Here is a 13345-nt window from a genome sequence, read left to right on the forward strand (position 1 = left end):
TTGGCGAAAACGCCATCGCTTCGTCATCCACCTAGCGCTCGCCGCTTCGCGGCTGTATTTCATGGCCATGATCAACGTATTGCGTTCTCCCGACTTCCAGCAGAGCCAGCGACTGCGCCTCAACACGCTGATCCGGCTGCGCTGGCTTGCCATTGTCGGCCAGAGCGTGACGGTGCTTTTCGTCGCCTACGGCCTGAAATTCCCACTGCCGGTCAGCCTGTGCTTTGCCCTGATCGCCTGTTCGGCCTGGATGAACCTGCTCCTTGCCTTTCGGTTCCCGGCCGCGCACCGGCTCACGCCGTTCGCGGCCTTCGGCATCCTGATCTTTGATAGCCTCCAGCTTGCCGGCCTGCTCTACATGACCGGCGGCCTTACCAATCCGTTCTCGCTGCTGATGACGGTGCCCGTGGTCATTTCGGCGACGTCGCTGCCCTTGCGCCTGACCGCGGTGCTTGGGGGGCTGGTGATGACGACGGCGACCTTGCTGGTCTTTTTCCACTTGCCATTGCCCTGGCATGAAGGCGCGCCGCTGGCGATGCCCTTCATCTATGTTGCCGGCATGTGGATGGCGGTGCTGTCTTCGATCGCCTTCACCGCCATTTACGCCTTCCGCGTGGCCGCGGAAGCCCGCCTCCTGGCCAATGCGCTCGCCGCCACCGAACTGGTGCTCCAGCGCGAGCAGCATCTGTCGGCACTCGACGGGCTGGCCGCCGCCGCCGCGCATGAGCTGGGCACACCGCTCGCCACCATCACGCTTGTCGCCAAGGAGATGGAAAAGGCGCTCGGCAAGGACGCGAAATACGGGGAGGATGTGACGCTGCTGCGCTCCCAGAGCGAGCGGTGCCGCGAGATCCTCAAGCGCCTGACCAGCCTGTCGTCCGAGGGAGAGGCGCATTTGTCCCGCCTGCCGCTGACCTCGCTGGTCGAGGAGGTCACCGCGCCGCACCGCGACTTCGGCATTTCGATCAAGCTCAGGCCCGGCGAGCGCAGCGGCCCCGAGCCGGTCGGGCGCCGCAATCCCGGCGTCATCTACGGCCTTGGCAATTTGGTGGAGAACGCCGTCGATTTCGCCCGCGAGAGCGTCACCGTGCGCTGGAGCTGGGACGAGGCCACCGTCTCCTTCTCGATCATCGATGACGGTCCCGGCTTTCCGCCCGAGATCATCGACCGCATCGGCGAGCCCTATATGTCGACACGCCAGGGCACGGAGGCCGGCGGCGGGCTGGGGCTGGGCCTGTTCATCGCCAAGACATTGCTCGAGCGATCGGGCGCCACGCTCGACTTTCGCAATTCGAGCGGACTGGGCGAGGGCGCCATGGTGCGGATTTCATGGCCTAGAAATGTTTTCCTGAACCCGGAATCGGCGCCCGCGACGATGTTTGACACCGCGTAAATTGGACAATCGCGACGCAAAACTATATCTGCGTAAAATTAAGGCAGCAGGAATTTCAAGACGATGACAGGCGATGAAAACAGTGGCGCAATGGTTGAGGGCGAGGACACCTCGCTTCTGATCGTCGACGACGACAAACCCTTCCTGACCCGTCTGGCCCGCGCCATGGAAACCAGGGGGTTCGTGGTCGAAACGGCCGAGAGCGTCGAGGAGGCGGTCGGCAAGGCACGCGCCAATCCGCCCGCCTACGCGGTGGTCGATATGCGGCTTGGCGACGGCAACGGCCTCGACGTCGTGGCCGCCATCCGTGAGAAGCGCGAGGATTCCCGCGCGATCATCCTGACCGGCTACGGCAACATCGCCACCGCGGTGACGGCGGTGAAGCTCGGCGCCGTCGACTATCTGTCGAAGCCGGCCGACGCCGACGACGTCTTTGCCGCGCTAACCCGCACGGCCGGCGAGCGCGCCGCGCCCCCGGAAAATCCGATGTCGGCCGACCGCGTGCGCTGGGAGCACATCCAGCGTGTCTACGAAATGTGCGAGCGCAACGTCTCCGAGACCGCGCGCCGCCTCAACATGCATCGCCGCACCCTGCAGCGCATCCTGGCCAAGCGCGCGCCGCGCTAGGAGTGTGCGCGCTGAGCAATTCCTTCGGACCGGTTTCTGCTTACGGGGAAGCATCCAATTGTCGAACTCGGCGCCGCCCCTCACCTGCCTGCCGGCATCCTCTCCCCGTATAGTGACGGGGAGAGGGGCGCTGTCATCGCCGATTTCGCTAACCACCAGCGTTGCAAAAAGGCGCCGACGCTGCGGCCAGCCTCTTTCTCCCCGTCACTATACGGGGAGAAATGCCCGGCAGGGCAATGAGGGGCGGCGCCGGCCTCGACAATAAAGCCTGCCGGACAGGGCGGCATAACGGAGGGTGAAATGCGGGACTTGAAACAGCGGCCGGTTTCCGTCCTGCGCGAATTTCTCGACAGCGAGGCGGCCGGCGGCATCATGCTGATGGTGGCGGCGGCATTGGCCTTGATCGTCGCCAACTCACCGCTTTCCGGAACCTATTTTGCCGTCCTCCACGCCTATCTCGGCCCGCTCAGCGTGTCGCACTGGGTCAATGATGGGCTGATGGCGGTATTCTTCCTGCTCGTCGGCCTGGAGATCAAGCGCGAGATGCTGGACGGCCAGCTCTCGACCTGGCCGCGCAGGGTGCTGCCCGGCATCGCGGCGGCCGGCGGCATGGTGGTGCCGGCGCTGGCCTATGTCGCCATCAACCGTGACAATACGGCCGCGCTGTCCGGCTGGGCGATCCCGACCGCCACCGACATCGCCTTCGCGCTCGGCGTGCTGTCGCTGCTCGGCAATAGGGTGCCGGCCTCGCTGAAGATCTTCCTCACCGCCCTTGCCATCATCGACGATCTCGGTGCGGTGATCATCATCGCGATCTTCTACACGAGCGGCCTGTCGCTTGCCTATCTGGGCGCCGCCTTCGCGGTCATCGCCGCGCTTGTCGTGCTCAACCGCATGCGGGTGATGAGCCTCGTGCCCTACCTCGTGCTCGGTGCGATCCTGTGGGTGCTGGTGCTGAAGTCGGGCGTGCATGCCACGCTTGCCGGCGTGGCGCTGGCGCTGACCATTCCGCTCGAACGCACCGCCGGCATCGAACACGATCTCGACCATTCGCCGCTGCACCGGCTCGAGCACGGCCTGCACGCAATAGTGCCCTTCGTCGTCATCCCCATCTTCGGCTTTGCCAATGCCGGCGTTTCGCTGGCGGGCCTCAGCGTCGGCGCGCTGTTCGAGCCGCTGACACTCGGCGTTGCCGCCGGCCTCGTCGTCGGCAAGCTGGTCGGCGTGTTCGGCTCCTCCGCGCTTGCCATCCGCTTCGGTCTCGCCGACCTGCCGGCCCATGCCGGCTGGCTGCACATGATCGGCATCTCGCTGCTGTGCGGCATCGGCTTCACCATGAGCCTGTTCATCGGCCTGCTCGCCTTCGCCAGCGACACGGCGCTGCAGGACGCGGTCAAGGTCGGCATTCTCTCCGGCTCCCTGGTCGCAGCGCTGCTCGGCGCGGCCGTCCTGCTGATGGCGCCGGCGGCGAGCGGGGCGGATGAAGGCGAGGAGTAGAGGTCCACAAGCGCAGGTTCTGCGAGGCAGCCTACTCGCTCTCCCCCTCCAGCGCCGGCACGGCCACTCCGGCGAGTTCCGCCGCCAAAAGCCGCGCGGCACCGGCCCGCGCGATGCGCAGCATCAGCGCCTTGCGCGTAGCCGCCGCCATGCGGTGCTCGGGCGCCTCGCGCAAAATCTCGGCGCCATAGCCGTCGGAGAGGATGAAGCCGCATTCTTCGGGAAAAATCTCCGCCGGCACGCCGGGATGGGTGGCGAAGAAGAAGCGGTCCGAGTGCAGCCGGTAGTCGGGCCATTTGCGGTCGACACGAAAATCCTCGACCGAGGATTTGATCTCGATGATCCATATGTCGCCGTGGCGGGTCAGCGCGACGAGGTCGGCGCGGCGGCCGGTCGCCAGCGACAGTTCAGGCAGCACATGCGCGCCCATTTCGCGGAGCAGGCGCTGCACCCCGCGCCGCACCAGCATGGCGCGTTCGGACTGGCGACCATCGATGAGCGGGTTCAGGGGAATCGGTGAGATGATTGGCATGACGGGACCATGCCAGATTTTGTTCACGATTTGAACCCGTACCGCTCATTTGGTGGCCACCCAAATCAATGGGTGCTCGATAGCATGAGCAGGCACGGAGAACCGTATGGCCACCTTCACTTTCCGTGATGGGTGAACGTGGCGGGACGACCTACGGCGCGGGAGAAGTCCTGGCGTTTATGAGCGACCAGGCCCCGTCGTTTCGATCGTAACCGGCACGCCCTGGCGCAACGAGTTGCTGACCGTGGAAACCACGCTTGCACGGTCAATGATCCTTTGGGGATCGGACCCGTCCAAGGTCTCGCAGGAAACCGTCATCCTTGCCGCGGTCGCCAGCAGGGGCTTGCCGTCGAGGTCAAGCCTCACCGAGACGGCGATCCTGCCGAGTTTCACGCCGATCTCGTCGGCGACATAGCGAAGGTCGTTGCAGAAGCAGCCGCCAATCGCCAGCGCCAGCAGCTGGCCGCCATTGAAGCCCAGGCCCATGCCGCCGGCCTTGCCCTCGGGCCGGTCGACGACGATCGTGTGGCCGCCGGCCCAGCCCATGGCGGCTTCGGTGCCTTCGACATTGTGCAGTTCGACAGTCATCGAGGCCATCGGCATCCTCCCTCCGTAGCCGAGAGGCGTCGGGCCTGGCCGGCACGGATCTATGCGACCGTGACGGCTTTATCGCCGAGCGGCGCGGTTCCCGCAATGTCATCGATGATCGGGCAGTCCGGCCGGTCGTCGCCATGGCAGGCCTGGACGAGCTTCTGCAGGGTCGATCGCATCGACTGCAGCTCGCGCACCTTCTCCTCGATCGCCCTGACATGGGCGGTGGCGATCTCGCGCACGTCGTGGCTGGCGCGGCTGCGGTCCTGGTAAAGCGCCATCAGCTGGCGGCAATCGTCGATGGAAAAGCCCAGGTTGCGGGCACGGCGCAGGAAGGTCAGCCGATGGATGTCGTCGCCCGAATAGTCGCGATAGCCATTGCCGGCACGCGCAGGCGCGATCAGGCCAATTTCCTCATAGTAGCGGATGGTCTTGGCTGGCAGACCGGAACGCTGGGCGGCGTCGCCGACATTCATGGTTGTTCCTCGATTCCTGCTGGCCCGAGAGTCATGGCCATTGAATTTCCTTCACAATCCGGTGAAGGCTGTTGCCGAAATGCCGCAGTTGCTGGCTTACCGGCAGGTGAGGTCTTGCATATAGGCATCGCGTACTTGGCAAGCAAAGCAAATGCCAGCATGAATGATGGCAAGAAAGCGGCCGACTCGTGCCGCGGATGTTTGGCGGGGCACGGATCACCTCATGCGCATGAAGTCGCTTGCAGTAATTGCCGCACTGGCGCTGTCCACCGCACTCGCCGGTTGCAGCACCATTGGCGGGCAGATATTCTCCAACGACTATGGCGCGGTGACCGACGCCGGCTACCAACTGCCGCGCATCCCGATCGAAAAGGTGCCCGCGAAGTATCACCGGCAGGAGGTGAACTACGACACCAAGGAAAAGCCGGGCACCATCATCGTCGATACGCAGAACAAGTTCCTCTACTTCGTCGAGGGTGACGGCCGGGCAATTCGCTACGGCATCGGCGTCGGCCGCGAGGGCTTCGAGTGGCATGGCACCGCCCATGTCGCCATCAAGCGCGAATGGCCGACCTGGACGCCGCCATCGCAGATGATCAAGCGCCAGCCGGAACTCGCCAAGTTCGCCGGCGGCATGGAGCCGGGCCTGAAGAACCCGCTCGGCGCGCGCGCTCTGTACCTGTTCAACAAGGGCGGTGACATGGGCTATCGCCTGCATGGCAGCCCGGAATGGAACTCGATCGGCAAGGCGATGTCGTCGGGCTGCATCCGGCTGATGAACCAGGACATCATCGACCTTTACGATCGCGCCGAGGTCGGCGCCAAGGTCATCGTTCTCTGACCGTGACCGCGAGGTTCATGGTCAAAACCGTTCGTACGCGGACCGTCTAGGCAACAACGGACGTCCCCAACAAAAAACCGGGCAATTCGGCCCGGTTTTTTGTTGCTTGCATTTGAGAATCGTCGCCCCTTCGGCGAAGGCGAACGGTCAGGCGACCTGTTCGACCTGCTGGACCTCGGGAACGAAGTGGCGGAGCAGGTTCTGGATGCCGTGCTTCAGCGTCGCCGTCGATGACGGGCAGCCGGCGCAGGCGCCCTTCATGTGCAGGAACACGGTGCCGTTCTCGAAGCCGCGGAAGGTGATGTCGCCGCCATCCTGGGCCACTGCCGGGCGCACCCGTGTGTCGAGCAGCTCCTTGATGGTGATGACGAGTTCCTCGTCGGCCTTGTCGTAGAACTCGCCGGTCTGGCTGGTCTCCGCGGCCGGGCCGGCATTGGCCATGACAGGCGCGCCGGACATGAAATGCTCCATGATGGCGCCCAGGATCGCTGGCTTCAGATGCTGCCAGTCGGGCCCGTCCTTGGTCACGGTGATGAAGTCGTAGCCGAAGAAGACGCCGGTGACGCCCGGTATTTCGAACAGCCGACCGGCCAGCGGCGAGGCCGTCGCCGCACTGTCGGCATCACGGAAATCGGCGGTACCTTCCAAGAGCACTTCCTTGCCGGGCAGGAATTTCAGCGTCGCCGGGTTTGGCGTCGATTCGGTCTGGATGAACATGGCCGTCTCCGTGCCCGTCTCGGGCAGATAGTTTGGAATAATTCTAAATAAGCTCTATCGGCTGGACATTCAAGCGAAACGCGTCGCCCGAACGGCTGGCTGGCAGAATGTTTTTGCTACTCCTGCCAAGCATTATGAAGTGCGCCGAGATTCGGGTCAGGCCGAGTCGAAAATGGTGGTTTCCGAGAACCGGAGTGGGGCGTACTTGAACTACATGAGCACCGGAAGCGCAGGAAGCCGGCATTTGCAGGCCGGCATCACCCGGATACCGATACACTTCAGGCGAGGCTGTCGATCTCCTCGTCCGACAGGTTTTGCGGCACCACGGTCACCGGGATAGGGAAGGCGGCGCCCTTGCCTGCCACCGCGCCGACCAGCGGCCCGGGCCCTTCCTTGCCGGCGCCGGCCGCCAGCACCAGGATGGCGATATCCTGGTCTTCCTCGATCAGCTTGTGGATCTCTTCGGTGGGCTTGCCCTCGCGCACCACCATCTCCGGTTCGATGCCGAGCTTCTGGCGCACCTTGTTGGCATAGCTGTCGAGCGCGGTGCGTGCGGTGGCGGTCGCCTCCTCGCGCATGATCTTCTCGACGCCCAGCCAGTGCTGGAAATCGTCCGGTTCGATGACATAGAGCAGCACCAGCACGCCGCTGGTGCTCAGCGCCCGCTTCGAGGCGTAGGCGACAGCGCGCTCGCATTCGGGCGTATCGTCGATGATCGCCAGGAACTTCCGGCGATGTCCGGCTTCGCGGCTGAGGCGTTTGGAGACCATGTCTATTTACTCGATGTCATTCCGGCCGCAATCTGCCACTGCGGCTGACCGGCGGCAAGCCGCCGGTCTTTGGCCGGTATGGTGCGGGGCATAAGGATGCGGATCAGTCCTGCAGCAGCCCGATGATGTCGCGCACCGTCTTCATCGTCGCTTCGGCCAGCACGCCGGCGCGCTCGCCGCCGTCCCGCAGTACCGCGTCGACATAGGCGCGGTCATCGGAAATGCGGCGCATTTCGGCGGCGACGGGAGCCAGTTTTTCGACTGCCAGGTCGGCCAGTGCCGGCTTGAACACCGAAAACTGCTGGCCGCCGAACTCCTTCAGCACCGCCTCTTTCGATATGTCGGCAAGACCGGCATAAATGCCGACCAGGTTTTCCGCTTCCGGCCGGGTGGCGAGGCCGTCCACTTCGCTCGGCAAGGCTTCCGGATCGGTCTTGGCCTTGCGGATCTTCTTGGAGATGGCGTCGGCATCGTCGGTCAGATTGATGCGCGACAGATCCGACGGGTCCGACTTCGACATCTTCTTGGAGCCGTCGCGCAGGCTCATGATGCGCGCCGCCGGCCCGCCGATGACCGGCTCGGTGATCGGAAAGTAGCCGTTCACAATTTCCTCTCCGACCTGCATCTCGACGCCGACGCCAAGACCGGCGATGCGGTCCGAAAAGTCGTTGTTGAATTTCTGGGCGATGTCGCGCGTCAGTTCCAGATGCTGCTTCTGGTCCTCGCCGACCGGCACATGGGTGGCGCGGTAGAGCAGGATGTCGGCTGCCATCAGCGAGGGATAGGCAAGCAGGCCGAGCGAGGCGTTCTCGCGGTCCTTGCCGGCCTTGTCCTTGAACTGCGTCATCTTGTTCATCCAGCCGATGCGCGCCACGCAGTTGAAAATCCAGGCGAGCTCGGCGTGCTGCATCACCCGCGACTGGTTGAACACGATGTGCTTCTTCGGATCGATGCCGGAGGCCAGGAATGCCGCGGTGATGGAGCGCGTCTGGTCCTTGAGGTCGTCATAAACCAGCTGGGCCGTCAGCGAATGCAGGTCGACGACGCAGTAGATGCAGTCGGACGTCTCCTGCAGGGCGACGAATTTCTTGATGGCGCCGAGATAGTTGCCAAGATGCAGATTGCCGGTTGGCTGGACGCCGGAGAAGACGAGTGGCTTGAAGGCGGACATGGTTTCCTCGTGGCTTGTGGAGGGCCGTATAAGCGTGATTCCGAAAAGTTGCAGACTTTTCGGAGCCAATCACGCGGCTGGAAACCGCGTGCGGCGAAAGTCTTGCGACGGCGCGCTTATGGACGAACATGACGCTGCGATCAAGACTGCTATTGCAGTCGGGCTGCCCGGCCTACTCGTCCAGCTCGGCGTTTACGGCTGGTGGTGTCGCTTTGCCTGAGCCGCGCTTCACATTGCGGCGGATCATGCCGAAATCGGCGCCGCCGCTGGCAAAGGCCGTGACGAAGTAGAGCAGCGCCCCGCCGGCCACCAGCCCCAGCAGCGTCGTCGCCTTGACGACCAGCGGCGAGCCGGAGCCGAGGCTGGCGCTCAGCCAGTGTTCGGCGAAATAGAGGGCGACGCCCATCACCCCCGCCGAGAGCACCAGACGCGGAATGCGCTTCAGAAGCGGCACGTCGCGGCCCCAATGGCCGCGCCGGATCAGCACCCCGAGCAGCATCAGCGCGTTGACCCAGCCGGCCACCGCCGAGGCCACGGCGATGCCGGGCGCGCCCATCCTCGGAAACAGCGTCAGCGCGGTGGCGACGTTCACCGCCACCGAGATGGCGGCGAAGATCATCGGCGTGCGTGTGTCCTCGCGGGCGAAATAGCCCGGGGTGAACGCCTTGATCAGCACGAAGGCCGGCAGGCCGAGCCCGAAGATCGCCAGGATCGCCGCCACGACAGGCGTCGAATGGCTGGCGGCGAACGCGCCGCGCTCATAGACCAGCCGCACGATCGGCTCAGACATGACCCAGAGCGCCACCGCAGCCGGCAAGGTCATGAACAAGGTGAATTCGACCGAGCGGTTTTGCAGATTGGCCGCCTCGATCAGATTGCCCGACTTCAGCGCCCGCGACAGTTCCGGCAACAGCACGATAGCAACGGCGACGCCGACCACGCCAAGTGGCAGCTGGTAGACGCGGTCGGCATAGGCGAGCGAGGAGACGGCGCTGTCCTGCGCCGAGGCGATGGCGGTGCCTATCAGCTGGTTGATCTGGGTGATGCCGCCGGTGATCGCCGCCGGCAGCGCCAGGATCAGGAGCCGCTTCACGTTCGGCGTCATCTTCGGCCGGCGGAAACCGATCGAGATGCCGGCGTTGCGAACCGCCACCCAGACGATGGCGAGCTGCACGAGGCCCGCCGCCAGAACGCCCCAGGACAGGCTGAAGCCGACGGCATGCGCATCCAGCCCATGATACCAGGCATAGCCAAGCACGCTGATCAGGATGATGTTGAGAAAGGCAGGCGCGATCGCCGCGGCGAAATAGCGGCGTAGCGAATTCAGCATGCCCGCCATCATGGCGGCCAGCGACATGCAGATGAGATAGGGGAACATGATCGTCGCCAGAGTGACGGTCGTCTCGAACTTGCCCGGCGTGTCGGCGAAACCCGGCGCCACCAGGTAGCGCACGATCAGCGGCATCGCCAGTTCCATGGCGATGGTCAGCGCCAGCAGCGCCGTGAACAGCACCCCGAACACTTCCTCTGAAAAGCGCTTGGCGCCGTCGGTGCCGTGCGTCTCGATCTCCTTGGCGAACAGCGGCACGAAGGCGGCGTTGAAGGCGCCTTCGGCGAACAGCCGGCGAAAGGTGTTGGGAAACTGGAAGGCGGCGTTGAAGGCGTCGGCCACCGGTCCGGTGCCCAGTGCTGCCGCCATCAGCATCTCGCGGCCGAAACCGAGCGCGCGGCTCATCAGCGTGCCGGAAGCGACCGTTGCGAATTTCTTGACGAGGCTCATGCGTTTGGAGACTGCCTGCGCGATTGGGACAAAGTGATGGTGGCGCTCACTCGGCGGCGGCCCTGGTCCTGCTGCCGCGTTCGGAGGCCGTGCCCTCGAGCGTCGCCGTCAGCCGGTTGCGGATGGTGGTGGTGCGTGACGGGCTGTCGATCTTCTGGCCGGTGAGGTCGGTGACATAGAACGTATCGATCACCTTTTCGCCGAAGGTGGTGATGTGGGCCGACGCGATGTCGAGCGACAGGTCGGACAGCGTTCCGGTGATCTCCGACAACAGGCCCGGCCGGTCCAGCCCCTCGACCTCGATCACCGAAAATCGGTTCGACAGTGTGTTGCGGATTTCGGCGCGCGGCGCGATCCGGAAGACCTTGGCGCCGCGCTTGGGCTTGGTGCGCTTCTCGATCATCTCCGGCAGCCAGCTTTTGCCCGACAGCACGTCCTCGATCAGCCGCCCGACGCGCTCGGCACGCCGGCGCTCGTCCTCGTCGCGATCGAACTCCCTCGAGATCAGGATCGTGTCCAGCGCGCGGCCGTCCGAGGTGGTGAAGATCTGCGCGTCGACGATGTTGCCGCCGGCCGCCGCACAGGCGCCGGCGATCACCGACAGCAGGCGCGGATGGTCCTGCGCCAAAACGGTGATCTCGGTCACCGCCTCGAACTGGTGCGTCTTGACCATGGTGGCGAGCTTGTTGCCGGACGCATCCGCCTCGCGGATGAATTCGGCGTGGCGAAGCTGGTCCGGCAGGTCGACGGTCAACAGGTAATTCTCATAGTGCAGGCCGACATAGCGTTTGCGGATCTTGTCGGGCCAGCCGGCGAGGGCTTCGGCCAGGCACTCGCGCGCCGCCGCCGTGCGCTGGGCGCGCGACACTTCCGAGAAGCCGCCGGTGAGCAGCAGTTCGGTCTCGTAGTACAGCGTGCGCAGCAACTGGCCCTTCCAACCGTTCCAGACGCCCGGTCCGACGCCCCTGATGTCGCAGACGGTGAGGATGAGAAGCAGCTTCAGCCGCTCGACGGACTGCACGATCGAGGCGAAGTCCTCGATCGTCTTGCGATCGTTGAGATCGCGCGTCTGCGCCGTCATCGACATGACCAGATGGTTCTCGACCAGCCAGGCCACCGTTTCGGTGTCGGCGGTCGAAAGTCCCATATGCGGGCAGATGCGCCGGGCGATCCGCGCGCCGGCTTCCGAATGGTCCTCCGGCCTGCCCTTGGCGATGTCGTGCAGCAGCACGGCGACGTAGAGCGCTTCGCGGCTCTTTCTCAGTCCCGGCATCAGCGAATGCGACAGCGGATGCACCTTCTCGCCGTCGCCGCGCTCGATCTCGGCCAGCACGCCGATGCAGCGGATCAGATGCTCGTCGACCGTGTAGTGGTGGTACATCGAGAACTGCATCATGGCGACGATCTTGCCGAAATCGGGGATCAGCCGGCCGAGCAGCCCCGCCTCGTTCATGCGGCGCAGATTGAGCTCGGCGTTGCGGTCCGAGGTCAGGATGTCGAGGAACAGCCGGTTGGCCTCCTCGTCGCGCCGGAGCGATTTGTTGACCAGGCCGAGCGAGCGGGTGAGCAGCTTCAGCGCGTCGGGGTGAAACTCCAGCCCGTGCTTGTCGGCGAACCAGAACAGCCTGAGCAGATTGACCGGATCGCGCTCGAACACCTGGTCGTCGGCGATGTTGATACGGTGGTTGTCGACGATGAAATCCGACGTGCCGGCAAGCTTGCGCTTGCGGCGCTGGAAGGTGAGGAAGATGCGGTTGAAGCCCGGCACATGCTTGGCCTGCTCCTCTTCGAGCGCGGCGCAGAAGATGCGGGTCAGGTCGCCGACATCCTTGGCGACGAGGAAATAGTGCTTCATGAAGCGCTCGACCGCCGACAGGCCGGGATGCGTGGTGTAGCCCAGCCGCTCCGCGATCTCGCGCTGGATGTCGAAATGCAGCCGCTCCTCGGCCTTGCCGGTGAGGAAATGCATGTGACAGCGCACGGCCCACAGGAAATCCTCGGCCTTCTGGAACTCGCGGTATTCGGCCTGCGTGAAGACGCCCTTCTCGACCAGCTCCTCGCCGGTGCGCACCCGGTAGAAATATTTGCCGATCCAGAACAGCGTCTGCAGGTCGCGCAGGCCGCCCTTGCCGTCCTTGACGTTGGGCTCGACCAGATAGCGGCTTTCGCCGGCCTTGGCATGGCGCTCGTCGCGTTCGGCGAGCTTGGCCTGCACATATTCCGGTCCGGTGGTGCGCACCACCTCATGGTCGAAGCGCAGCATCAGTTCGTCGTAGAGCTTCTGCTCACCCCACAGGAAGCGCGCTTCCAGGATCGAGGTGCGGATGGTGATGTCGGTGCGCGACAGCCGCAGGCATTCCTCGATGTTGCGGGTCGCGTGGCCGACCTTCAGCCCCAGGTCCCACAGCATGTAGAGCATGTATTCGACTGTCTGTTCGCCCCACGGCGTCTGCTTGTAGGGCAACAGGAACAGGAGGTCGATGTCGGATCCCGGCGCCAGCGTGCCGCGCCCATAGCCGCCGACCGCGACGACGGCCATGCGTTCGGCCACCGACCGGTTCTTTACCCGGTAGACATGGGTCGCGACAAAATCGTAGAGCGCCCGGATCAACTCATCCATCAGATGCGACAGCCGCTCGGCGCAGGCATTGCCGCCGCCATCCTGCTTCAGCATGGCCTCGGCTGTTTTGCGCCCCGCGGCGAGCCGGCCCTTGAGAAGCTGGAGAACCCCGGCGCGGGCGGCCGATCCGGAGCCGTCCCCGGTCGTGGCCGCCGTCAGCGCGGTCATCTCGCGGCGCAAGGCGTCGCCGTCGATCAGTTCATCGAGCTTCAAGGAGATTTTCGCCATGGTACCGGTTGGCCTTGCCTTTTGGGCGGCGTCTATAGCGCGTTTCCGCGGCGCTGGGTATGGGGGCGGGTTGACGCGTTTCCATGGTGCGGGACACCCACG

12 protein-coding genes are annotated in these 13345 nt (G+C 64.6%); 4 read left to right on the top strand and 8 right to left on the bottom strand.

Annotated elements, in window-relative coordinates:
- Nucleotides 1-61 precede the first annotated feature (61 nt).
- The 3 genes from LB547_RS13965 (at nt 62) to nhaA (ending at nt 3517) form a co-directional block, all read left to right on the top strand.
- Nucleotides 62-1393 (top strand): ActS/PrrB/RegB family redox-sensitive histidine kinase, encoded by a 1332-nt coding sequence (locus LB547_RS13965; RefSeq protein ID WP_140559744.1) that lies wholly within the window; start codon nt 62-64, stop codon nt 1391-1393.
- A 63-nt stretch (nt 1394-1456) separates the two neighbouring features.
- The gene (locus tag LB547_RS13970; RefSeq protein WP_140497143.1) at nt 1457-2020 is read left to right on the top strand and encodes an ActR/PrrA/RegA family redox response regulator transcription factor; all 564 of its coding nucleotides are present in this window, start codon (nt 1457-1459) and stop codon (nt 2018-2020) included.
- A 300-nt stretch (nt 2021-2320) separates the two neighbouring features.
- On the top strand, nt 2321-3517 hold the full coding sequence (gene nhaA / locus LB547_RS13975) for a Na+/H+ antiporter NhaA (RefSeq protein WP_140685077.1): 1197 nt from the start codon (nt 2321-2323) through the stop codon (nt 3515-3517).
- Between the two features lie 31 nt (nt 3518-3548).
- Here nhaA and LB547_RS13980 read toward each other — a convergent pair whose 3' ends face one another.
- The 3 genes from LB547_RS13980 to cueR form a co-directional block, all read right to left on the bottom strand.
- Nucleotides 3549-4049: an MmcB family DNA repair protein gene (locus LB547_RS13980; protein ID WP_140559812.1), complete on the bottom strand. Its 501-nt coding sequence runs from the start codon at nt 4047-4049 to the stop codon at nt 3549-3551.
- A 177-nt stretch (nt 4050-4226) separates the two neighbouring features.
- Complete coding sequence (locus LB547_RS13985; protein ID WP_140497139.1) at nt 4227-4646, bottom strand: OsmC family protein; 420 nt, start codon at nt 4644-4646, stop codon at nt 4227-4229.
- Between the two features lie 50 nt (nt 4647-4696).
- Entirely contained in the window at nt 4697-5116 is a 420-nt protein-coding gene (gene cueR / locus LB547_RS13990; RefSeq protein WP_140497137.1) for a Cu(I)-responsive transcriptional regulator, read from the bottom strand.
- Between the two features lie 223 nt (nt 5117-5339).
- On the opposite strand from cueR, the gene LB547_RS13995 reads away from it, so the two are divergent.
- Nucleotides 5340-5957: a L,D-transpeptidase gene (locus LB547_RS13995; RefSeq protein ID WP_140497135.1), complete on the top strand. Its 618-nt coding sequence runs from the start codon at nt 5340-5342 to the stop codon at nt 5955-5957.
- A 147-nt stretch (nt 5958-6104) separates the two neighbouring features.
- On the opposite strand, the gene LB547_RS14000 is transcribed toward LB547_RS13995, so the two are convergent.
- From LB547_RS14000 to LB547_RS14020, 5 genes are all read right to left on the bottom strand, one after another.
- Nucleotides 6105-6674: a NifU family protein gene (locus LB547_RS14000; protein WP_140497133.1), complete on the bottom strand. Its 570-nt coding sequence runs from the start codon at nt 6672-6674 to the stop codon at nt 6105-6107.
- 278 nt (nt 6675-6952) lie between these two features.
- Nucleotides 6953-7444: a universal stress protein gene (locus LB547_RS14005; RefSeq protein WP_140497131.1), complete on the bottom strand. Its 492-nt coding sequence runs from the start codon at nt 7442-7444 to the stop codon at nt 6953-6955.
- Nucleotides 7445-7547: 103 nt separating this feature from the next.
- A complete protein-coding gene (gene trpS, locus LB547_RS14010; RefSeq protein ID WP_140497129.1) occupies nt 7548-8615 on the bottom strand; it encodes a tryptophan--tRNA ligase in 1068 nt (355 codons plus the stop codon).
- A 172-nt stretch (nt 8616-8787) separates the two neighbouring features.
- On the bottom strand, nt 8788-10395 hold the full coding sequence (gene murJ, locus LB547_RS14015; protein ID WP_140759345.1) for a murein biosynthesis integral membrane protein MurJ: 1608 nt from the start codon (nt 10393-10395) through the stop codon (nt 8788-8790).
- Nucleotides 10396-10441: 46 nt separating this feature from the next.
- Nucleotides 10442-13243 (bottom strand): [protein-PII] uridylyltransferase, encoded by a 2802-nt coding sequence (locus LB547_RS14020; protein ID WP_140559740.1) that lies wholly within the window; start codon nt 13241-13243, stop codon nt 10442-10444.
- Nucleotides 13244-13345 lie beyond the last annotated feature (102 nt).

Origin of the sequence: Mesorhizobium sp. B264B1B, assembly GCF_020165765.1 — a bacterium.
GTDB lineage: Bacteria > Pseudomonadota > Alphaproteobacteria > Rhizobiales > Rhizobiaceae > Mesorhizobium.